This is a genomic window from Pseudomonas sp. TR47 (assembly GCF_044143025.1).
In the GTDB taxonomy this organism is placed as follows: domain Bacteria; phylum Pseudomonadota; class Gammaproteobacteria; order Pseudomonadales; family Pseudomonadaceae; genus Aquipseudomonas; species Aquipseudomonas putida_E.
Window position 1 is genome coordinate 98,397 of record NZ_JBHFCS010000007.1, and the last position, 20,217, is coordinate 118,613.

General features: G+C 60.8%; 20 protein-coding genes. 7 read left to right on the top strand and 13 right to left on the bottom strand.

Annotation, left to right across the window (positions count from 1 at the left end):
- Nucleotides 1–9 precede the first annotated feature (9 nt).
- A complete protein-coding gene (locus ACEWE8_RS10085) occupies nt 10–645 on the bottom strand; it encodes an alpha/beta hydrolase (protein ID WP_046784838.1) in 636 nt (211 codons plus the stop codon).
- Between the two features lie 136 nt (nt 646–781).
- On the opposite strand from ACEWE8_RS10085, the gene ACEWE8_RS10090 reads away from it, so the two are divergent.
- Nucleotides 782–1,219 carry a YhcB family protein gene (locus ACEWE8_RS10090; protein ID WP_046784837.1) on the top strand — a complete coding sequence of 146 codons (438 nt, stop codon included), beginning with the start codon at nt 782–784 and terminating at the stop codon, nt 1,217–1,219.
- Nucleotides 1,220–1,499: 280 nt separating this feature from the next.
- Here the strand turns inward: ACEWE8_RS10090 and ACEWE8_RS10095 are convergent, their stop codons facing one another.
- A complete protein-coding gene (locus tag ACEWE8_RS10095; protein WP_046784836.1) occupies nt 1,500–2,696 on the bottom strand; it encodes a methionine gamma-lyase in 1,197 nt (398 codons plus the stop codon).
- 127 nt (nt 2,697–2,823) lie between these two features.
- On the opposite strand from ACEWE8_RS10095, the gene ACEWE8_RS10100 reads away from it, so the two are divergent.
- The 3 genes from ACEWE8_RS10100 to ACEWE8_RS10110 all read left to right on the top strand — a co-directional run bounded on the left by ACEWE8_RS10100 (nt 2,824) and on the right by ACEWE8_RS10110 (nt 5,422).
- On the top strand, nt 2,824–3,303 hold the full coding sequence (locus tag ACEWE8_RS10100; protein WP_039604488.1) for an Lrp/AsnC family transcriptional regulator: 480 nt from the start codon (nt 2,824–2,826) through the stop codon (nt 3,301–3,303).
- 1,190 nt (nt 3,304–4,493) lie between these two features.
- Complete coding sequence (locus ACEWE8_RS10105) at nt 4,494–4,727, top strand: hypothetical protein (protein ID WP_144415435.1); 234 nt, start codon at nt 4,494–4,496, stop codon at nt 4,725–4,727.
- Nucleotides 4,728–4,909: 182 nt separating this feature from the next.
- Nucleotides 4,910–5,422: a hypothetical protein gene (locus ACEWE8_RS10110; protein ID WP_144415434.1), complete on the top strand. Its 513-nt coding sequence runs from the start codon at nt 4,910–4,912 to the stop codon at nt 5,420–5,422.
- Nucleotides 5,423–5,493: 71 nt separating this feature from the next.
- On the opposite strand, the gene cysN is transcribed toward ACEWE8_RS10110, so the two are convergent.
- From cysN to ACEWE8_RS10125, 3 genes are all read right to left on the bottom strand, one after another.
- Nucleotides 5,494–7,395 carry a sulfate adenylyltransferase subunit CysN gene (gene cysN, locus ACEWE8_RS10115; RefSeq protein WP_046784834.1) on the bottom strand — a complete coding sequence of 634 codons (1,902 nt, stop codon included), beginning with the start codon at nt 7,393–7,395 and terminating at the stop codon, nt 5,494–5,496.
- A 15-nt stretch (nt 7,396–7,410) separates the two neighbouring features.
- Nucleotides 7,411–8,328, bottom strand: coding sequence for a sulfate adenylyltransferase subunit CysD (cysD, locus tag ACEWE8_RS10120; protein ID WP_009684445.1), 918 nt, complete (start codon nt 8,326–8,328; stop codon nt 7,411–7,413).
- 156 nt (nt 8,329–8,484) lie between these two features.
- Nucleotides 8,485–9,243: a Nif3-like dinuclear metal center hexameric protein gene (locus ACEWE8_RS10125; RefSeq protein WP_046784833.1), complete on the bottom strand. Its 759-nt coding sequence runs from the start codon at nt 9,241–9,243 to the stop codon at nt 8,485–8,487.
- Nucleotides 9,244–9,401: 158 nt separating this feature from the next.
- Here ACEWE8_RS10125 and algW point away from each other — a divergent pair, with 158 nt between their 5' ends.
- Nucleotides 9,402–10,562: a Do family serine endopeptidase AlgW gene (gene algW / locus ACEWE8_RS10130; RefSeq protein ID WP_046784832.1), complete on the top strand. Its 1,161-nt coding sequence runs from the start codon at nt 9,402–9,404 to the stop codon at nt 10,560–10,562.
- 103 nt (nt 10,563–10,665) lie between these two features.
- On the opposite strand, the gene ACEWE8_RS10135 is transcribed toward algW, so the two are convergent.
- From ACEWE8_RS10135 to ACEWE8_RS10150, 4 genes are all read right to left on the bottom strand, one after another.
- Nucleotides 10,666–11,430 (bottom strand): amino acid ABC transporter ATP-binding protein, encoded by a 765-nt coding sequence (locus ACEWE8_RS10135; protein WP_012312835.1) that lies wholly within the window; start codon nt 11,428–11,430, stop codon nt 10,666–10,668.
- Between the two features lie 10 nt (nt 11,431–11,440).
- Nucleotides 11,441–12,538 (bottom strand): amino acid ABC transporter permease, encoded by a 1,098-nt coding sequence (locus ACEWE8_RS10140; protein ID WP_046784831.1) that lies wholly within the window; start codon nt 12,536–12,538, stop codon nt 11,441–11,443.
- Between the two features lie 10 nt (nt 12,539–12,548).
- A complete protein-coding gene (locus ACEWE8_RS10145) occupies nt 12,549–13,727 on the bottom strand; it encodes an amino acid ABC transporter permease (protein ID WP_046784830.1) in 1,179 nt (392 codons plus the stop codon).
- Nucleotides 13,728–13,794: 67 nt separating this feature from the next.
- A complete protein-coding gene (locus tag ACEWE8_RS10150) occupies nt 13,795–14,823 on the bottom strand; it encodes an amino acid ABC transporter substrate-binding protein (protein WP_046784829.1) in 1,029 nt (342 codons plus the stop codon).
- Between the two features lie 330 nt (nt 14,824–15,153).
- Between ACEWE8_RS10150 and ACEWE8_RS10155 the strand changes: the two genes are divergently transcribed.
- Nucleotides 15,154–15,810 (top strand): alpha/beta hydrolase, encoded by a 657-nt coding sequence (locus tag ACEWE8_RS10155; RefSeq protein ID WP_046784828.1) that lies wholly within the window; start codon nt 15,154–15,156, stop codon nt 15,808–15,810.
- Nucleotides 15,811–15,910: 100 nt separating this feature from the next.
- Entirely contained in the window at nt 15,911–17,362 is a 1,452-nt protein-coding gene (gene rhlB / locus ACEWE8_RS10160; RefSeq protein WP_046784827.1) for an ATP-dependent RNA helicase RhlB, read from the top strand.
- A gap of 136 nt (nt 17,363–17,498) precedes the next feature.
- Here the strand turns inward: rhlB and moaE are convergent, their stop codons facing one another.
- The 4 genes from moaE to ACEWE8_RS10180 all read right to left on the bottom strand — a co-directional run bounded on the left by moaE (nt 17,499) and on the right by ACEWE8_RS10180 (nt 20,153).
- Nucleotides 17,499–17,945 carry a molybdopterin synthase catalytic subunit MoaE gene (gene moaE / locus ACEWE8_RS10165; protein ID WP_046784826.1) on the bottom strand — a complete coding sequence of 149 codons (447 nt, stop codon included), beginning with the start codon at nt 17,943–17,945 and terminating at the stop codon, nt 17,499–17,501.
- A gap of 2 nt (nt 17,946–17,947) precedes the next feature.
- On the bottom strand, nt 17,948–18,193 hold the full coding sequence (gene moaD, locus ACEWE8_RS10170) for a molybdopterin converting factor subunit 1 (protein WP_012312828.1): 246 nt from the start codon (nt 18,191–18,193) through the stop codon (nt 17,948–17,950).
- Nucleotides 18,193–18,663 (bottom strand): cyclic pyranopterin monophosphate synthase MoaC, encoded by a 471-nt coding sequence (gene moaC / locus ACEWE8_RS10175; RefSeq protein ID WP_012312827.1) that lies wholly within the window; start codon nt 18,661–18,663, stop codon nt 18,193–18,195. The genes moaD and moaC overlap by 1 nt, the downstream gene beginning before the upstream one ends.
- A gap of 95 nt (nt 18,664–18,758) precedes the next feature.
- Nucleotides 18,759–20,153, bottom strand: a complete 1,395-nt coding sequence (locus ACEWE8_RS10180) for a PhoH family protein (protein WP_046784825.1) — start codon at nt 20,151–20,153, stop codon at nt 18,759–18,761.
- Nucleotides 20,154–20,217 lie beyond the last annotated feature (64 nt).

Below are 20,217 nucleotides of genomic sequence, written 5' to 3' on the forward strand. Positions count from 1 at the left end.
AGGCTTGGCTCAATTCGAAAGGCGCGGCAGCAGCAGATCCTTCAGATCGGTCAGCTTGCCATGGAAGAAGTGTCCGCATTCTGCCACTTTCAGCAGCTCATGGGGGCGCGACAGCGCGTCAGACCATTCGTAAACGAGCTGCGGTGCAACGACTTCGTCGGCATCTGGCTGCACCACGGTGATCGGGCAGCGCTGCGGCAAGGGGAACTCTGCAGTCAGGCGCATCACGGCCGGGGCAATCATGAACAGGTGCTGCAGCGTGACGTCGGCGCTCTCAAGGCACCCGGCCAGGCTGGTGGCGACAAAGCCGCCGAACGAGAAGCCCATCAACACCAGCGGCAGGTGCGGGTGTTTTTCGCGCAACCAGGCTGCGGCAGCTTGTGCGTCGGCCACTTCACCAGCGCCCATGTCATGGCTGCCCGCGCTCTGGCCAACACCGCGGTAATTGAAACGCAATGTCACGTAGCCAGCGTCGCGTGCCGTGCGCTGCAGGGTCGAGACCACCTTGTTGAGCATGGTGCCACCCTGAACCGGATTGGGGTGGCAGATCAGCACCGCGCCACGGGCGTCGGCCACGTCCAGGTACAAGGCTTCCAGCTGGCCGACGGGGCCATCGATGAACAAGGGGGTTTCGCGGACAAGCAAGGCACTCACTCCGTGACCTCGAAGGGGGTCGATTCGTCTAGGGTAGGAATTCTGTTCTGATTTGCGATCGCTCGCGGTATACAGCGCAGGTCTGAGCCGTTAACGTAAAGCAAAGCCGTTTATAGAGGAAGGACTCGTGGAACTCTCGCTCCTTGTTTGGTTGTTGCCAACCCTGGCCCTGGTCATCGGTGTGGCGGTCGGTTTCATCGTGGCCCGCCTGCTGCCCAATGCTGCGCCGACCAACACCCAGCGCCAACTGGACGACATCCAGAAGCGCTTCGACAGCTACCAGAACGAAGTGGTCACCCACTTCAACAGCACCGCAATGCTGGTCAAGAAACTGACCCAGAGCTACCAGGATGTCCAGGATCACCTGGCCGAAGGCGCCAATAGCCTGGCCCTCGATGAAGTCACTCGCCAGCGCCTGCTGGCTGCACTGCACTCCGAGTCGGCCCAGGCACCACGCGACCGCCTGACGCCGCCCAAAGACACCGCAGAAGTCCCACGCGACTATGCGCCGAAGACGCCTAACTCACCGGGCATGCTCGATGAGAGCTACGGACTCAAGCGCTGAAATGAAAGAAGGCCTCGCAAGAGGCCTTTTTTGTGCTTCGAATCACCAAGGAAAACCCCGGCAGTGCGGGGTTCCCAGTTCAGATCAAGGCTTGCGCCAGGACTGGCCACCTTCATCCTCGTCACCGCCACTGCGGCAAATGAGCAGGTCGATGTATTTCGGGAATACGGTCATTGTCAAACTCCTCTTGGATAAGCCGGCCGATTCACCAGCTCATCCAAAGTGACATCGCCTGATCCTGTAAGGCATTGGGCAATTGTTCCCGATCCTCCAAGCAAGTTCATGCACACGCCTTTAACGCCACCTCGATATCTGCCAGCAGGTCCTCCACATCCTCCAGCCCTACCGACAGGCGAACCAGCCCTTCCGATATCCCGTGCTGCGCCCGCTCATGCGGCGTATAGCTTGAGTGCGTCATGCTCGCCGGGTGTTGCGCCAGCGACTCGGCATCCCCCAGGCTCACTGCCCGGGCAAACAGCTGCAGGGCATTCATGAAGCGCCGCCCAGCCTCGATACCACCCTTGAGCTCAAACGCAATCATCCCGCCCGGCAAACGCATCTGCCGCTGTGCCAGTTCGTACTGGGCAAACGACGGCAACCCCGGGTAATGAATCAGCTCTACCTGCGGCTGCCGAGCCAGGCATTGCGCCACCTGCAGCGCATTGGCGCAGTGGCGGTCCATGCGCAGTGCAAGGGTCTTGATACCGCGCATCAATAGCGAAGCGTCATGCGGCGACAGTACTGCCCCGGTCATGTCTTTCAGCCCTTCCAGGCGAATGCGGTCGACCAGCGCTTTGCGCCCCACCACCAGGCCGGCGGTAATATCGCCATGGCCACTAAGGTACTTGGTCGCCGAATGCACCACCAAGTCCGCCCCAAGCTCCAGCGGCCGCTGCAGATAAGGCGTGCAGTAGGTGTTATCGACCACCACAAGCACATCACTGCCTTGCACTGCCTCGACGACGGCCGCTATATCCACCAATTGCATGTTGGGATTGGCCGGCGTTTCGAAGTAGATCATCCGCGTTTTGCCGTTGATCGCCGCTTTCAGGGCCTTGGCATCGTTAAGGTCGACATGGCGAATCTTGACCCCGAACTCGCCGATGCCATGGTGCAGGAACGCGAAGGTGCAGCCATACAAGGTGCGCCCGACGATCAACTCATCACCAGGCCGCAGCAGGGTCCAGATGGTCGAAGTGATGGCGCCCATCCCCGACGCCAGCGCCAATCCCGCCTCACCGCCCTCCAGCGAGGCCATGCGCTGCTCAAGCAAGGCCAGGGTGGGGTTGGAGATGCGGCTGTAGAAGTGCCCCGCCTCCTCCCCGGCGAAGCAGGCAGCACCGTATTCGACAGTCGGGAAGGCATAGGTAGCGGTCTGGTACACCGGTGGCACCAGGGCACCACCGTGGGAAAGCGGGTCGTAGCCATGGTGAATGGCCCGAGTGGAAAAACCGGTGTTGTTATGGGAGTCGCGCATGGCAACAGCCTCTTGTGGTTTGTTATAAGCTTATGCCACCGAGCTGCCTGATTTTTTCCAAAATAGCCCACGCATCTGCGTGCTTGCTGGAACAAAAACAACAATTAACGGACCAGGGGGGCAAAACATGCCTTCAAGCCTCGACCGCACCGACCGCGCCCTACTCGCCGCCTTACAGGACAACGCCCGCCTCACCGTCGCCGAACTCGCCGACCAGGTAGCCCTGACCACCTCGCCCTGCTGGCGACGGGTCAAGCTACTGGAAGACAACGGCTACATCACCGGCTACCAGGCTATTCTTTCGCCCAAATCGCTAGGGTTTGGGGTAACTGCGTTCGTCAGCATCATGATGGACTCGCACACCAAGGAAATGGCGCTGGCGTTCGAGCAGCGGCTGATGGAAATCCCCGAGATCGTCGCCTGCCACAACATCTCCGGGCGCTATGACTTCCTGCTGGAAATCCTCGCACGGGACCTGGAGTCGTTCGGCGAATTTACCCGCGAAGTGCTGCAGCGCTTGCCCGGGGTGAAGGAGATCTATTCGAGTTTTTCCTACAAGGCAGTTAAGGAAAAACGCGTGATCCCCGTGTCGGAAACGCATATCTGAATGAGACCTTTCAAGCCGGAAGTAGGGCTAGCTTTCCCCATTTCCTCCAATGAGCAGTTGCTCAATAACACAACCAGTCAAAAAGTCACCTAAGAGCGCACTAAAATCTAAATCCACATAAAACCACCAAGCGTATTAAGTTTGGTGGTCTACATTCAGCGAAACGCGATTATGCATCACGGATAGTCATGTGGAATCTTAATGAGTGGCGGAGGGATTGGTGGATAGACCTCCGGATATATTTTGGTTCTACGCGGCAGCCGTCCAGGCACATAGCCATAGCGCGCCCATCGCACCTCCCCATTACGACCGTCAAAGATCAGGATATTTCCCGTATCAGTCAACGCAAGATAGTTGTTTTCCCAGTAGGACCTATCCAGTGTTTCAGTGGACTGTGCGGACCAGATCCGCAGTCGGACAGGATCATATAAAAATCCGGAGTTGCTGACAACGAACTGGAGTGACTCGCGAGTTCGTAACCGAAATGTAGAGCTATGAGGTTGACTCTCGTCTGCCACCCATACGACGGTCCCCCCATCTTCCAACACAAGATTTCCATCATTTCGAAGACGCAGAATAAACCGGCCATTCTCTGATTTTATAAACTGCCCAGCCTGCATGGCTTGATTAGGAGGTAGCAATATCCCACCAGAACCAAGGAAAGGCTGATAGCGTATTTTCCGATACTTACTTCGCCCCATTGCACACCTCATTCCTATGGATACACATGGAGTGCTCAAGCAGCGCTCCATGGCCATCATGGGTACATAGCGCGCAAAACAACACATAGAATACTCCCCACCAAATCCGGAACAAATTCCTACGCATCAAGGCGGAATTTCCTACACCTATTGCGCCATATTAATTCTCGAAAACAAGGCATAATTCAAGAACAAACCGCTCACCCAGTCCCTGCACAGCAACGTGTACCCCTCGAGCAAATAATTACTTTAACGAACTCTACCCATGAAAAAGCTAGCGATCACCACCCTATTATTCCTAAGTGGATGCACCGGCGAAATGCCTATGCTTCTCCCTGACAAACAAGAAATCCACTTTAAATGCGACATGGACCCCTACAAGCAGGGCTGCGAACGACAGAAGGATTACCAAGAACACTTCCGATGGATAGATAACACAAAACAAAACAACCCTACGGAGTAATTACTCGAAATTCGAAATCCATGTGCTTGCTTCGCGACAACACAGAACTGCAGCAGCCTCATGCAGACCTGCCAAAGGCAATCGAGCGCAGGATCCGGCAGATACAATTGGAGCAGCAGATCTGTTTCGACTGTCTGCCTAACTTCGTACAGCATCAGGTGGTTCAGGCCACGTCCATTCAGGATACCGATACCCTGCCCCAGCGGCTGTCGGCATACTTGAATACCGCCAACGGCCTGATTGAGGCCAAGAAGGCGTAAGTACCGGCATTCAGCGAATCCAACCCGAACATCATCGGGCCACTGCCCAAGCCGCAAACCGAAGCCTTGCAACATTTGGTCGATGAGCAGGCCACACGTCGAGCCGGACAACTGTGGGCGGACTACCATCGCGCACTCGCGCTGACAGAATCCATTCGCTACCTGCAAGGGTCAGCGCTGCGATGGGCAACCTGGCTCAGCGCGCCATTGAGGCGGAGCAACTTCAAGCCAGGCACGCGGCAGAACAGGCTGCGGGCCAGGAAGCTGCACGACTGAAGGCCGAAACGCAACGATTGGCTGCCGAAGAGGCTGCACGAAAACAGGCAGAAGCCGAACGACTGGCAGCACACGCTGAACGTCAGCGCCAAGAAGCGGCACGCCAACGCATCAGCTACATCAGCGATGCCCGAACCGCATCCTCAGTACCCACCATCACTCCGATCGGCGCGGCAACGTTCGCACTAGTGGAAAGTGCGTCCACTGTAATGCTGGAGGCTATCAAAGCAGCAGTAGCTGGCATGGGGGCGGTGACCGTTGCGGCTGCTCCTCAGTTCATCGTCACCGCTCTGGCAGCAGCTTGGCCATCAACACTCGGTAGTGCTGATCGGCGCTACCTTGTCAGCACCCCACTCTCCAGACCCAAGCCTTCTTGGCACTTTCGGCGCCTTGGCCATCATCTTTTCCACCGGATGTAGCGGATTAGCCATGCGCCCTCCAATAAACAAAAAACCCGCCGAAGCGGGTTTTTTGATGCAGCAGCCAGCGCTTAGATCGCGCCGCGCTGACGCAGCACGTCCAGCACCTGTTTCACACCTTCGTCCACGCTAGTGGCCTGGGTGTCGATCACAAGGTCAGCATCCAGCGGCACATCGAACGGGAAGCTTTCACCCGGGATGTTGTCGCCACCGGCAGCGTACAGGCCTTGCGGGTCGCGCTCACGGCAGGCCAATGGCGAGGCCTGGACGTAAACGGTCACCAGGCGCTCCTTGCCGATCAGCGCCTTGGCCTGTTCGCGGCCTTCGGCGTCCGGGGCCACGAACGCAGCCAGGGTCAGCAGGCCGGCTTCGTTGAACTGGCGCGCCACATGGGCGGCGCGGCGCCAGTTTTCGGTGCGACCGGCGCGGTCTTGCGGCAGGCCCTTGTTCAGGTCATGGCGCAGGTTCTGGCCGTCGAGCACGTAAACTGCACGGCCCATGTCGAACAGCTTGCGCTCGACCGCGTAGGCCAAGGTGCTCTTGCCAGCGCCGGACAGGCCGCTGAACAGCACGGTGGCTGGCTGCTGGCCGAAGCGCAGGGCGCGCTCTTCGGTGGACACGTGGGCCTGCTTGCCATGCTGGCCGGTGCTGCCGTGCGGCAGAACAGGCGGAGCGATGATCATGCCGGCGCCGACGGTGCCGTTGGTCAGGCGGTCGATGACGATGAACGCACCGGTGGTGCGGTTGCTGTCATAGCCGTCCAGGGCGATGGCGCTGTCCAACGACACCTTGACGCGACCGATCTCGTTCAGCTGCAGCGCGCTGGCTGCATCTTTTTCGAGGGTGTTCACATCGACCTTGTGGGTGATGCTGGCAATCGAGCCCGGCACGTAGCTGGTGGCGCGCTTGATGTCGTATTTCTTGCCCGGCAGCATCGGTTCTTCGGCCATCCATACCAGCATGGCGTCGAACTGGTCGGTCACTGGCGGGACGTTGTCGGCATGCACCAGCAGGTCGCCACGGGAGATGTCGATCTCGTCTTCCATGGTCAGGGTCACGGCCTGGCCCGGGCCGGCGTTCTCCAGCTCACCTTCGTAGGTGACGATGGACTTGACCCGGCTGCTCTTGCCCGATGGCAGCACGACGATTTCGTCACCTTTGTGCACAACGCCGCTGGCAAGGGTACCGGCGAAGCCGCGGAAGTTCAGGTTCGGGCGGTTGACGTACTGCACCGGGAAACGCAGGTCGGTGAAGTTGCGGTCGGCCGCGACCTCGACGGTTTCGAGGATTTCCATCAGCGCAGGGCCGGTGTACCACGGCGAACGCTCGCTGCGGTTGACCACGTTGTCGCCCTTGAGCGCCGACATCGGCACGAAGTGCAGGCTGCTCGGGGTCAGGTTGATGGCATCGGCGAACTTCAGGTAGTCGGCCTTGATTTCCTCGAAGACGCCTTCATCGAAGCCTTTGAGGTCCATCTTGTTGACCGCGACGACGATGTGCTTGATGCCCAGCAACGAAGCGATGTAGCTGTGGCGGCGGGTCTGGGTCTGCACGCCGTAGCGGGCATCCACCAGAATGATCGCCAGGTCGCAGGTGGACGCGCCGGTGGCCATGTTGCGGGTGTACTGCTCGTGGCCCGGGGTGTCGGCGATGATGAACTTGCGCTTGGCAGTGGAGAAGTAGCGGTAGGCGACATCGATGGTGATGCCCTGCTCACGCTCGGCCTGCAGGCCATCGACCAGCAGCGCCAGGTCGACTTCCTCACCGGTGGTGCCGGACTTCTTCGAATCACGGGTGATGGCCTCGAGGTGGTCCTCGTAGATCATCTTGGAGTCGTGCAGCAGGCGCCCGATCAGGGTGCTCTTGCCGTCGTCGACGTTGCCGCAGGTCAGGAAACGCAGCAGTTCCTTGCGCTCGTGCTGGGCCAGGTAGGCGAGGATGTCCTCGCTGATCAGATCAGATTGGTGCGACATGGAGTAACCCTGAAATTAGAAGTAGCCTTGGCGTTTCTTGTCTTCCATGGAACCGGCGCCATCGTGGTCGATGACACGGCCCTGGCGTTCGGACGTTCGGGTCAGGAGCATTTCCTGAATGATGTCCGTCAGGGTCTCGGCTTCCGACTCGACAGCACCCGTCAACGGGTAGCAGCCCAGGGTACGGAAACGCACCTTCTTCTTGACGATGCGCGCTTTCTCTTCCTCGGAGAGATGCTCGAGGATGCGCTCGTCGTCGATCATGATCAGGGTGCCGTTCTTCTCGATGACTTCACGCTCGGCGGCGAAGTACAACGGCACGATCGGGATGCCTTCAAGGTAGATGTACTGCCAGATGTCCAGCTCGGTCCAGTTCGACAGGGGGAACACGCGGATCGACTCGCCCTTGTTGACCTTGCCGTTGTAGACGTTCCACAGTTCCGGGCGCTGGTTCTTCGGGTCCCAGCGGTGCTTGCTGTCACGGAACGAGTAGACACGCTCTTTGGCACGTGACTTCTCTTCATCGCGGCGGGCACCACCGAAAGCGGCGTCGAAACCATGCTTGTCCAGTGCCTGCTTGAGGCCCTGGGTTTTCATGATGTCGGTGTGCTTGGAGCTGCCATGGGTGAACGGGTTGATGCCCTGCGCCACACCTTCGGGGTTGACGTGGGTGATCAGCTCCAGGCCCATTTCCTCGACCATCTTGTCGCGGAAGCGGTACATCTCCTGGAATTTCCACTGGGTGTCGACGTGCATCACCGGGAACGGCAGCTTGCCTGGGAAGAAGGCTTTGCGCGCCAGGTGCAGCATCACGGCGGAATCCTTGCCGATCGAGTACAGCATCACCGGGTTGTCGAACTCGGCGGCCACCTCGCGGATGATGTGGATGCTTTCCGCCTCCAGCTGTTTCAAGTGCGTCAGTTTGTCGACCATGGCTACTCACGTAAAACGATCTTATGGACGGCCTTCGGGCCGTGTTCGAGCGAGCCACTTTATCACAGCGGCTGATTCTATTTAGGCGCCGGACTAGATCGAAAAGGTCTAACGATATGACTGGGGGTTTGGCTATCAAAGGGCCGCTCTGCGGCCTCAGATAGGGTTCGGGCAGTCGATGAACAGGTGCTCCAGAGCAAAGCGCCGCGCCAGGTAGTCGCCCAGCGCCTGCACACCATAGCGCTCGGTGGCATGATGCCCGGCGGCAATGAAGCTCACGCCATTCTCGCGGGCACTGTGGTAGGTCTGTTCGGACGCCTCACCACTGATGAACAAGTCCACCCCGGCAGCAATGGCCGTATCGATATAGCCCTGCCCACCGCCCGTACACCAGCCGACGCGACGGATCACCTGGTCACCTTCGACCAGCAGGGGTTCACGCCCCATGACCTCCTGAACACGGCGGGCGAAATCGCGCGCCGTCACAGGCTCGGCCAACGAGCCGACCAGCCCGACCACCTTGGGGTTGTTCGGGTCCAGCGGCCCTTCGACGGTGATGTCCAGCTGGCGGGCCAGTTGCACGTTGTTGCCGACCTCAGGGTGCACATCCAGCGGCAAGTGGAAGGCCAGCAGGCTGATGTCGTGCTTGAGCAGGGTTTTCAAGCGCCGCTGCTTGATCCCGGTAATGCACGGGTTCTCGCCCCTCCAGAAATAACCGTGGTGTACCAGCACCAGGTCGGCCTGTGCCTCGACCGCCGCATCCAGCAATGCCTGGCTGGCGGTGACGCCGCTGACGATGCGGCTGACCTGCGGGCGGCCTTCGACCTGCAGGCCGTTGGGGCAGTAATCCTGGATTTTCGCGCTACCCAGGTAACGCTCGGCTTCTTCAACCAGGGTGTCAAGGGCGACGGCCATGGAAAATCTCCTCGAAATCTGCACGTTCAACGGGAACAACGCCCGTATAATGGCCGCCATTATGGGCCGTCGCCGGCGTTGGGGAAACCGGTGTATGATCGCGCGCGTTCGCGCCCCGCCGCGCCACCATGGCCCTCGCCCACTCCCAGGATTCGTTCATGTTCAAGGCTTTGCGTTATTTTGGCTGGCCCCTGCTTACCGGCATACTGATCGCCATGCTGATCATCCAGCGCTTCCCGCAGTGGGTCGGCCTGCCCAGCCAGGATGTAAACCTGCAACAAGCGCCACAGACCACGCAGATCATGCAAGGCCCGGTGTCCTATGCCGACGCCGTCACGCTCGCCGCCCCTGCCGTGGTCAACCTGTACACCACCAAGGTGGTGAACAAGAGCGCCCACCCGCTGTTCGAAGACCCGCAGTTCCGCCGCTTCTTCGGCGACAACCTGCCCAAGCAACGGCGCTGGGAGTCGAGCCTGGGCTCGGCGGTGATCATGAGCCCCGAGGGCTATCTGCTGACCAACAACCACGTCACCAGCGGCGCCGACCAGATCGTCGTGGCGCTCAAAGACGGCCGCGAAACCCTGGCTCGGGTGATCGGCAGCGACCCCGAAACCGATCTGGCGGTATTGAAGATCGACCTCAAGAACCTGCCGGCCATCACCATCGGCCGCTCCGACACCATCCACATCGGTGACGTCACCCTGGCCATCGGCAACCCCTTCGGCGTCGGCCAGACCGTTACCATGGGCATCATCAGCGCCACTGGCCGCAACCAGCTGGGCCTGAACAACTACGAAGACTTCATCCAGACCGACGCCGCAATCAACCCGGGCAACTCCGGCGGCGCGCTGGTCGATGCCAACGGCAACCTGGTCGGCATCAATACGGCGATCTTCTCCAAATCGGGCGGTTCGCAGGGCATCGGCTTCGCCATACCGGTCAAACTGGCGCTGGAAGTGATGAAGTCGATCGTCGAGCATGGTCAGGTGATTCGTGGCTGGCTGGGTATCGAAGTTCAGCCGCTGAGCCAGGAACTGGCCGAATCGTTCGGCATGCAAGGGCGCCCAGGCATCGTTGTAGCGGGCATTTTCCGCGATGGCCCGGCGCAGAAGGCCGGGTTGCAACTGGGTGACGTGATCCTGAGCATCAATGGTGAGCCGGCCGGTGACGGGCGCAAGTCGATGAACCAGGTGGCGCGGATCAAGCCCAACGAGAAGATCACCATCGAGGTGATGCGCAACGGGCAGCAGTTGAAGCTGATCGCCGAAGTGGGGCTACGGCCGCCGCCTGCGCCGGCTGCGGCTCAGGAAGATAAGTAAGGCTTCAAGATCCGGGGCTGCTTTGCAGCCCTTTCGCGACACAAGGCCGCTCCTGCAGGCAAAACGCGTGACCCTGCAGGAGCGGCCTTGTGCCCCTACAGCATCAGTGCAGGATCTGGCTTAGGAACAGCTTTGTCCGGTCACTGCGTGGCCGGTCGAAGAAGTCATCCGGCGCAGCCTGCTCCACGATCTCCCCCTTATCCATGAAGATCACCCGGTTCGCCACGGTTCGGGCAAAGCCCATTTCGTGGGTCACGCAGAGCATGGTCATGCCGTCCTCGGCCAGGCCAACCATGGTGTCGAGCACTTCCTTGACCATTTCCGGGTCGAGCGCCGATGTCGGCTCGTCGAACAGCATGATCTTCGGCTTCATGCACAGCGCCCGGGCAATGGCCACGCGCTGCTGCTGACCACCGGACAACTGCCCAGGGTACTTGTGCGCCTGCTCCGGGATACGTACCCGCTCCAGATAGTGCATGGCGATTTCCTCGGCCTTGCGCCGCGGCATCTTGCGTACCCACATGGGCGCCAGGGTGCAGTTTTCAAGGATGGTCAGGTGCGGGAACAGGTTGAAGTGCTGGAACACCATGCCCACCTCACGGCGGATCGCCTCGATCTGCTTGAGATCGTTGGTCAACTCCACACCATCGACCACGATGCGCCCCTGCTGGTGTTCTTCCAGGCGGTTGAGGCAGCGGATGGTGGTGGACTTGCCCGAACCGGAAGGCCCGCACAGCACGATACGCTCACCCTGGCGCACGTTCAGGTTGATGTCCTTCAGTACATGGAACTGGCCGTACCACTTGTTGACGCCCTGCATCTGGATGATGCCTTCGGGGCCGGCAGGCTGCTTGATCGCTTCACTCATTTCGAAACTCCTAACGCTTGTGGCCAGTGTCCAGCTTGCGCTCCAGGTGCATGGAGTAGCGGGACATACCGAAACAGAAGATCCAGAACACCAGGGCTGCGAACACATAGCCCTCGGTGGCCATGCCCAGCCAGGCCGGGTCGGCGGCAGCCTGCTTGACGCTGTTGAGCAGGTCGAACAGGCCAATGATGATGACCAGGCTGGTGTCCTTGAACAGGGCGATGAAGGTATTGACGATGCCAGGGATCACCAGCTTCAAGGCCTGCGGCAGGATCACCAGGCCCATCGAACGCCAGTAGCCCAGGCCCATCGCCGCAGCGGCTTCATATTGCCCCTTGGGGATGGCCTGCAGGCCGCCGCGCACCACCTCGGCGATGTACGCCGACTGGAACAGGATCACGCCGATCATGGCCCGCAGCAGCTTGTCGAAGCTCATGCCTTCGGGCAGGAATAACGGCAGCATCACCGACGACATGAACAGCACGGTGATCAACGGCACGCCACGCCAGAACTCGATGAAGGTCACGCAGACCACCTTCACCGCAGGCATGTTTGAACGCCGCCCCAGGGCCAGCAAGATGCCCAGCGGCAAGGCGCCGACGATACCCACCGTGGCGATCACCAGGGTCAGCATCAGCCCGCCCCACTGGCTGGTCGGCACGCTTTCCAGGCCCAGGTAGCCGCCATGCAGCAGCGTGTAGGCCAGGAACGGGTACACCACCAGAAAGCCCAGGCCGTAAACGGCCTTGCGCGGGAAGCGCTTGATGAACAGCGGCGCAGCGCCAAGCACGGCAAGCCATACGGTCAGGTCCACGCGCCAGCGCAACTCAGCCGGGTAATAGCCGTACATGAACTGGCCAAAGCGCTGCTGGATGAACACCCAGCAGGCACCCTCCTTGGTGCAGTCGGCGCGCGTGGTGCCGACCCAGTTGGCGTCGATCAACGCCCACTGCAGCAGCGGCGGCACGATCAGCCATACCAGGTACACGGCGAACAGGGTCAACAGGGTGTTGAGCCAGCTGGAGAACAGGTTTGCCCGCATCCATGCGAGCACGCCGACGGTCTTGACCGGTGGCGGCATGTCAGGTTTGAAAACATGAGCATTCACGGGCGTATCCTCACCGCTCGATCAGCGCAATGCGCTTGTTGTACCAGTTCATCAGCAGCGAAATGCTGATGCTGATGGCGAGATAGACACTCATGGTGATGGCGATCACCTCGATGGCCTGGCCGGTCTGATTGAGCACGGTACCGGCGAACAGCGAGACCATCTCCGGGTAGCCGATACCGGCCGCCAGCGACGAGTTCTTCGCCAGGTTCAGGTACTGGCTGGTCAGTGGCGGAATGATCACCCGCAGTGCCTGGGGGATGATCACCTTGCGCAGCGTCGGGCCTTCGCGCAGCCCGAGCGAACGGGCGGCTTCGGTCTGGCCATGGCTGACCGAACGGATGCCCGAACGCACGATTTCGGCGATGAACGCGGCGGTGTAGATGGTCAGCGCCAAGGTCAGCGCCAGCAGTTCCGGGATCAGTACCCAGCCGCCAACGAAGTTGAAACCTTTGAGCTGCGGGACTTCCCACTGCACAGGGCTGCCGAACAGCAATGCACAGAGGCCTGGAATCACCACCAACAGGGCAAGCCCTGCCCAGAACTTATGGAACGGCTCGCCGGTTTCGTTGAAGCGCTTGTTGGCGTAACGCACCATCGCCATGACTGCCACGATCGCCAGGACCACGGCAGCGACGAACGGCCAAAAGCCTTCGGCCATGGTGGCGCCGGGCATATTCAGGCCACGATTGCTGATGAAGAAGGCATCGTCGAAGCTGATGCTGCCCCGTGGCCCCGGCAGGGTCAGGAACACGGCGAAATACCAGAAGAGGATCTGCAGCAGCGGCGGGATGTTGCGGAACGTCTCGACATACACGGTCGCCAGCTTGTTGATCATCCAGTTCGGTGACAGGCGAGCCACACCGATGATGAACCCCAGGATCGTTGCCAGGATAACGCCGATGAAGGTGACCAGCAGGGTATTGAGCAAGCCGATCACGAACACCCGCGCATAGCTGTCGGACTCCACATAGGGAATCAGATGCTGGGCGATGCCGAAGCCGGCACTGCGGTCGAGGAAGTCGAAGCCGGACGTAATGCCCCGGTGTTGCAGGTTGGTTTGAGTATTGTGGAACAGGTACCAGCCCAGACCCACCACGAAGATGATCGTGAGAATCTGGAACAACCACGCGCGCACACGTGGATCGCTCAGGGTCAGCCCCTTTTGTGCGCCGATTCGATTTTGCATGAAGTGCCCCGGACAGTAGGGATTCGAACAGCCTGCGGCGGCGGAATGCCGCCGCAGGGTGCAGCCATCAGCGCACAGGTGGCGCGTACTGGATGCCGCCGTTGTTCCACAGGGCGTTCATGCCACGGTCGATCTTCAGGTCAGTGCTCTGGCCCAGGTTCTTCTCGAACACCTCGCCATAGTTACCCACTTGCTTGACGATCTGCACTACCCAGTCCTTGGGCAGCTTCAGGTCCTTGCCGTACTCACCGTCAGCGCCGAGCAGGCGGGCGGTGTCCGGGTTCTTGGTGGACTTGGCCTCGGCTTCGACGTTCTTCGAAGTGACGCCCGCCTCTTCGGCATTGAGCATGGCGAACAGGGTCCACTTGACGATGCTGAACCACTCCTCGTCGCCCTTGCGCACCACCGGGCCCAGCGGTTCCTTGGAGATGGTTTCCGGCAGCACCACGTAGTCGGTTGGCCCGGCCAGCTTGGAACGCTGGGCGAACAGCTGCGACTTGTCCGAGGTCAGCACGTCGCAACGGCCCGACTCCAGCGATTTGGCGCTCTCGTCGGAGGTATCGAAGGTGATCGGGGTGTACTTCAGGCCGTTGGCGCGGAAGTAGTCGGACACGTTCAGCTCGGTGGTGGTGCCTGCCTGGATGCAGATGGTCGCGCCATCGAGTTCCTTGGCACTGGAAACACCCAGCTTCTTGTTGACCAGGAAGCCGACGCCGTCATAGTAAGTGACGCCTGCGAACACCAGGCCCATGCCGGCATCGCGCGAGCTGGTCCAGGTGGTGTTGCGCGACAGCACGTCGACTTCGCCGGACTGCAGCGCAGTGAAGCGTTCCTTGGCGTTGAGCTGGCTGAACTTGACCTTGGTGGCATCGCCGAACACGGCGGCGGCCACGGCGCGGCAGACATCAGCGTCGATACCGACGATCTTGCCCTGCGCATCAGGTACCGAGAAGCCTGGAAGACCGTCGCTCACGCCACACTGGACGAAGCCCTTCTTCTTGACCGCATCGAGGGTGGCGCCGGCCTGGGCATTGCTCACGGCGCCCAGCGCGGCGGCAGCGGTGAGGACTGCCAGGGTGGTTTTCAACATCTTCATTCACAACCTCCAAATCGCTCTTGTTGTACGAGCCGGAATTGCACCGCACCCTTATGAGGCGCATCCGACCCTTGTTGGCTTGTTATTGGGTCAATGGCGCAATGGGCTGTTCTATGACAGCCTTCGCGTGACAAGGGTGTTACCGTACCGGCCCGACCCTTGCATCGAAGGTTTCATAGCAAGGGGCGTACCACAGTTGGCGGCTAAAGCGTTTAAGCGCTCGTCAAGTAGGGAAAGTTGTATCGTTGCGACATTCTTTTTCCGACAATCATTTCCAGCGCCTTCTTTTTGCGCATGCCTTCATACGATTCGCACACTTTCGGAGCAGTCATGACCCACCCGTTGATTCTCGAACCCCAGAAAACCGCAGACGCCTGTGTGATCTGGTTGCACGGCCTGGGCGCCGACCGTTACGACTTCCTACCGGTTGCCGAATTCATGCAGGAGCGTCTGCTCAGCACACGGTTCGTCATGCCCCAGGCGCCGACCCGGCCTGTCACCATCAACGGCGGCTATGCAATGCCCAGTTGGTACGACATCAAGGCCATGACCCCGGCCCGCGCCATCGACGAAGCGCAGCTGGAAGAATCGGCTGACCAGATCATTGCCCTGATCGAGGCCGAGCGGGCCAAAGGCATCGACCTGGCACGGATCATCCTGGCCGGGTTCTCCCAGGGCGGCGCCGTGGTGCTGCACACTGCTTATATAAAGTGGCAAGAAGCACTGGGCGGCGTGATCGCACTGTCTACCTATGCACCAACCTTCAACGACGGCCATCAGCTGAGCGCCTGCCAGCAACGTACCCCGGCCCTGTGCCTGCACGGCGTGCACGACCCGGTGGTGATCCCCTCCATGGGCCGCACCGCCTTCGAGTACCTGAACACCTGGGGCGTGGCCGCGCGGTGGCAGGAATACCCAATGGAACACGAGGTGGTGGTGGCAGAGCTGAGCGATATCCACGACTGGCTGAGCAAGCAACTGCAATAGGCAGGCTCTCTTGTAGTTGTGGGCGCATTCCGCTACGCCGCGCCCAGATCTTGCATTACACTGCCCGGCGTACATTCCTAAATCAGTTGATGAGACGATCGTGCTCAAGGCACTCAAGAAAATATTCGGCAAGGGAGACCCGGCACCTCAGGCCGCCGCTCCTGCTGCCAGCATCACCCCGCCTGCGGCCCCCATGGCTCAGCCCGAGCCGCAGCCCTCCACGCCGCGCCCCAAACCCGCCGCCAAGGCCCAGATGCCTGCCGCCGCGCCCGTTGCCGAGCAACCGGCCATGGACAAGCCGCGCCGCGAACGCAAGCCCAAACCCCAGGCCAGCCTGTGGAAGCCGGAAGACTTCGTGGTCGAACCGCAGGAAGGCAAGACCCGCTTCCACGACTTCAAGCTCTCCAACGAGCTGATGCACGCCATCCATGACCTGGGCTTCCCGTACTGCACGCCGATTCAGGCCCAGGTGCTGGGCCACACCCTGCGTGGCCAGGACGCCATCGGGCGCGCGCAGACCGGCACCGGCAAGACCGCCGCGTTCCTCATCTCGATCATCTCTCAGTTGCAGCAGACGCCGCCGCCCAAAGAGCGCTACATGGGCGAGCCGCGTGCACTGATCATCGCGCCAACCCGCGAGCTGGTGGTACAGATCGCCAAGGACGCCGCCGCCCTGACAAAATACACCGGCCTGAACGTCATGACCTTCGTCGGCGGCATGGACTTCGACAAGCAGCTCAAGGCGCTCGAAGCGCGCCATTGTGACATCCTCGTGGCTACCCCTGGCCGCCTGCTGGACTTCAACCAGCGCGGCGATGTGCACCTGGACATGGTCGAGGTGATGGTGCTGGACGAAGCCGACCGCATGCTGGACATGGGCTTCATCCCGCAGGTACGGCAGATCATTCGCCAGACCCCGCCCAAGAGCGAGCGCCAGACCCTGCTGTTCTCTGCCACCTTCACCGACGACGTGATGAACCTGGCCAAGCAGTGGACCACCGACCCTGCGATCGTCGAGATCGAGCCGGAGAATGTCGCCAGCGAAACCGTCGAACAGCACGTGTTCGCAGTGGCGGGCAGCGACAAGTACAAGCTGCTGTACAACCTGGTGACCCAGAACAAGTGGGAACGGGTGATGGTGTTCGCCAACCGCAAGGACGAAGTGCGGCGTATCGAGGAAAAACTGGTGCGCGACGGTATCAATGCCGCCCAGCTGTCGGGCGATGTGCCGCAGCACAAGCGCATACGTACCCTGGAAAGCTTCCGCGAGGGCCGGATTACCGTGCTGGTGGCCACCGACGTGGCGGGGCGAGGCATTCACATCGACGGCATCAGCCATGTGATCAACTTCACTCTGCCGGAAGACCCGGATGACTACGTGCACCGCATCGGCCGCACGGGCCGTGCCGGCACCAGTGGCGTGTCGATCAGCTTTGCCGGCGAGGATGACTCCTACCAGTTGCCGGCGATCGAAGAGTTGCTGGGGCGCAAGATCAAGTGCGAGATGCCACCGGATGAGCTGCTTACACCGGTGCCGCGCAAACACCATTGATGCGGGGCTGCTTTGCAGCCCAATCGCCGGCAAGCCGGCTCCCACTGGGTTTTGCGCTGAGCTGGAGAGCAGCGGGGTGCCTGCGGAGCCGGCTTGCCGGCGATCCGGGGCAAAGCCCCGGCCAATCGATCAGACCTTACCAGCGCCCCGCCGCATCCTGATCACTCTGCCTGCCTTCGACCCAGCGCGGGCCCTCCTGGGTATTCTCCTTCTTCCAGAACGGCGCACGAGTCTTCAGGTAATCCATGATGAAATTGCAGGCATCGAAAGCCGCCTGCCGATGGGCACTGGCCACACCGACGAACACGATCGGCTCCCCAGGCTCCAGCGCACCAATGCGATGCAGCACTTCAACCTTCAGCAACGGCCAGCGCTGCTCGGCCTCGACCACAATCTTCGCCAAAGCCTTCTCGGTCATGCCAGGGTAATGCTCCAGGAACATCCCGGCCACGTCCCGGCCATCATTGAAATCGCGCACGTAACCAACGAACCCGACCACCGCGCCCACGCCGACATTGGCGGCATGCATGGCATTGACCTCGACCCCGGGGTCGAACGCGCCATCCTGCACTCGCACTGCCATGCTCAGCCTCCGGTCACCGGTGGGAAGAACGCCACCTCATCGCCCGCTTCCAGCGGCTCATCGAGCCTGCACAGCTCTTCGTTGCGCGCGCACATCAGGTTCTGCTCGGCCAGCACCTGGTACTGCCCACCCTTGGCCACCAGGGCCTGGCGTACATCGTCAAGCACCTTGAAGTCGCCCTCCAGGCGCTCGGCATCCACACCAAGCAACTCACGGTAACGGGCGAAATACATCACTTTCACATTCATCACGCATCCACCTTGTAGTGGCCGCTTTTGCCACCGAGCTTTTCCAGCAGGCGCACCTGCTCGATGACCATACCCTTGTCCACGGCCTTGCACATGTCATAGATCGTCAGCGCCGCGACGCTGGCAGCGGTCAATGCTTCCATCTCCACACCGGTCTGTCCGGCCAGCTTGCAGCGCGCGACGATGCGCACCGCATCCGTGCCTTCTGCGCTGAGTTCGACCTTGACGCTGGTGAGCATCAAAGGGTGGCACAACGGGATCAGGTCGCTGGTCTTCTTCGCCGCCTGAATGCCGGCGATACGCGCCACGGCGAACACATCGCCCTTGGGGTGCTCACCCTCGACGATCATCTGCAAGGTCTGCGGCAACATCCGCACGCGCGCCTCAGCGGTGGCCTCGCGCTCGGTCACGGCCTTTTCAGTGACGTCGACCATGTTGGCCCGCCCCTGGGAATCAAGATGTGTCAGCACTGCTCTGCTCCTGTGAAGGGAACACAGAGTGTAAACCTGTGGGTCAGGTTTGAGCAGTGGAAAAAACCGGGCGGCGCACCGCCCGGTTCGAGAGGTTACAGGTGCGACTCGGCGTACTCGGCCAGCACCGAGCGCGGTACACCTTGCAAGGTGATGTGCACGCCGTGAGGGAAGTCCTTGAAGCGTTCGGTCAGGTAGGTCAGGCCCGAACTGGTCGCGGACAGGTAGGGGGTGTCGATCTGCGCCAGGTTGCCCAGGCAGACCACCTTGGAACCGGAGCCGGCACGGGTGATGATGGTTTTCATCTGGTGCGGCGTCAGGTTCTGGCACTCGTCGATCAGGATCAGGCTCTGCTGGAAGCTGCGGCCCCGGATGTAGTTCAGCGATTTGAACTGCAGCGGGACCCGCTCGAGGATGTACTCGACACTGCCGTGGGTGCTCTCGTCATCCATGTGCAACGCTTCGAGGTTGTCGGTGATCGCACCCAGCCAAGGTTCCATTTTCTCGGCTTCGGTCCCCGGCAGGAAACCGATTTCCTGGTCCAGCCCCTGCACGCTGCGGGTAGCGATGATACGGCGGTAACGCTTGCTGACCATGGTCTGCTCGATAGCCGCTGCCAGCGCCAGGATAGTCTTGCCGGAGCCGGCGGCGCCGGTCAGGTTGACCAGGTGAATATCCGGGTCGAGCAACGCGAACAGCGCCAGGCTTTGATGGATATCCCGCGGTTTGAGGCCCCAGGCCTCCTGGTGCAGCAGTGGCTCCTGGTGCAGGTCGAGCAGCAGCAGTTCATCTTCGCGGATGCCCTTGATCCAGCCGACGAACCCTTGCTCATCGATGATGAACTCGTTGACATGCACTGCCGGCAGGTTGTCGATCAGTTGCACCCGGTGCCAGGTTCGGCCCCGCTCCTGACGGGTATCGACCTTGCTGACACGGTCCCAGAACGAACCGGTGACCGAGTGGTAGCCCTTGGAAAGCAGCGAGACGTCATCGACCAGCTGGTCGGTGCTGTAATCTTCGGCCGCGATACCGCAGGCCCGCGCCTTAAGGCGCATGTTGATGTCTTTGGTTACCAGCACCACGTCCAGGTCGGCACGTTTGGCCCGAAGTTCCAGCAACTGGTTGATGATGATGTTGTCGTTGAGGTTCTCCGGCAGCAGCCGATTGGGTTCGTTGCGAGGGCTCATCAGGATCGAAAGGAAGCCCTTGGGCCCACTCTTGCCACGCTGTATGGGTACGCCCTGCTCGACATCGCTGGGCGAGGCGTCACCGAGGGTCTGGTCGATCAGGCGGATGGCCTGGCGACATTCGGCGGCGATGGACTGTTTACCGGTCTTGAGCTTGTCGAGTTCCTCCAGCACCGTCATCGGAAGGGCGACGTGGTGCTCCTCGAAGTTGAGAAGTGCGTTGGGGTCGTGAATCAGGACGTTGGTATCGAGCACATAGAGGATTGGCTTGCTGGAGGAAGGGTTGCGTCCTTGGTCATCCATACTCGGTCACCTTATGTCGAAGCCACACGGCGCGGTCTGCTGCGCCGCAGAGTGACTGCCGTTC